This is a genomic window from Lentzea sp. NPDC060358, from assembly GCF_042725365.1.
GTDB lineage: Bacteria > Actinomycetota > Actinomycetes > Mycobacteriales > Pseudonocardiaceae > Lentzea.
This window is the reverse complement of record NZ_JBHXCW010000494.1, coordinates 1-1,155: the sequence shown is the minus strand read 5'-3', so window position 1 is coordinate 1,155 and position 1,155 is coordinate 1. Positions and strand designations below refer to the sequence as shown.

General features: G+C 71.4%; 1 protein-coding gene. It reads right to left on the bottom strand.

The genetic code is table 11. The features are described 5' to 3' along the window. Positions 1-1,085: helicase associated domain-containing protein (locus ACFWGZ_RS41130; RefSeq protein ID WP_382456997.1), on the bottom strand; the 1,085-nt coding region annotated here is incomplete at its 3' end. Between the last annotated feature and the right edge of the window lie 70 nt (positions 1,086-1,155).

Genomic DNA, 1,155 nt, shown 5'->3' with positions numbered 1-1,155 from the left:
TACTCCGAAACCCAGACCCGGGCATGGGCGAGCGCCTCCTCCTCCCCGGCGCGCTGACTGCGACGCCGGGGCCGGGCATCCCGCGCCGCCGCGGCATCGATGCCCAGCCGCGCAAGGAGCCGTTGCTGCTCAGGATGCAGATCCGAGTACCGGGTGCACTGCAAGTACAGCCACTCGCCCAGGCTCAGGCCAGTACCGGGAAATCCTCCCCGCGCATCCACCGGGCCCCGTTCCGCGACGTGGCACGCGGCCTGGTGGTAGGTGCGCTGCCACAGGGTCGGCCACGGCGTGTCCCAGTACGGGTCCAGCGCACGCAGCGCGGCGCCGCGCCAGGCAGGCATCCCCAGACGGAGCATGCGCTGGTTGGTCATCCACGCCCCCAGAGGAAAGCCGTCCTGGAGCGTGTCCGCCCGTGTAGCCAGATGCCCCCGCGCAGCCGCGTAGGCCCTGGCGCGAGTCAGGCCCGCTTCGAAGGCCTCGTCGGCCTGGCGGCTGTGCCCGCGCCGCCGTTTGGGGAGCGGAGCCTCCGCGACTTCACCGCCGGGCACCTCCTGCAGGTACTGGGCGAGTTCGTCAGCCAAGGGACCAGGCCGGTGCGCGGGATGGATCTCCCACAGCAACCGCTGCCCGTCGCCATTCGGTACCCCCACTGCCTTGCAATACCGGTGCGCCCACGCGAACAGCGGTCCGTCCACGCACGATGTCAGGCGATCAGCGAGCCAAGGCCGCCGCAGACAGCGCACCAGCTCACTGACGAGCACGGGGAGGTCGCCCAGGCAGAAAGGGAGGTGGCCGCGCAGGTCGCGCACCCGGGTTGCGATACCGCGCCTCATCGTCTGGTCCACCAACATGCCAGCAACAGCCACCGTCTCCGGATAGGTGACCAAGCCGCGGGCCAGGACCCGCCACCGCCCGGGCTCCTCGCCCTCGAGAACCGTCGCACACAGCCGTGCCGGCCACAGAGTTTCCTCCGGCCACTGCTGCGCCCACCACCAGGCCGTGACCGCCTCAGCGACCTCGAACGCCGAACCAGCGACGGGGGAGCGGCGCAGCAGCCTCCTGTGATCCTCCTGCGCCTGGACCACCTCCGAGCACCCGGCCAGCCCGACGACACGGCCCCCGCCGCCAGGCACACTCATCAGCCAGTACCGGTGG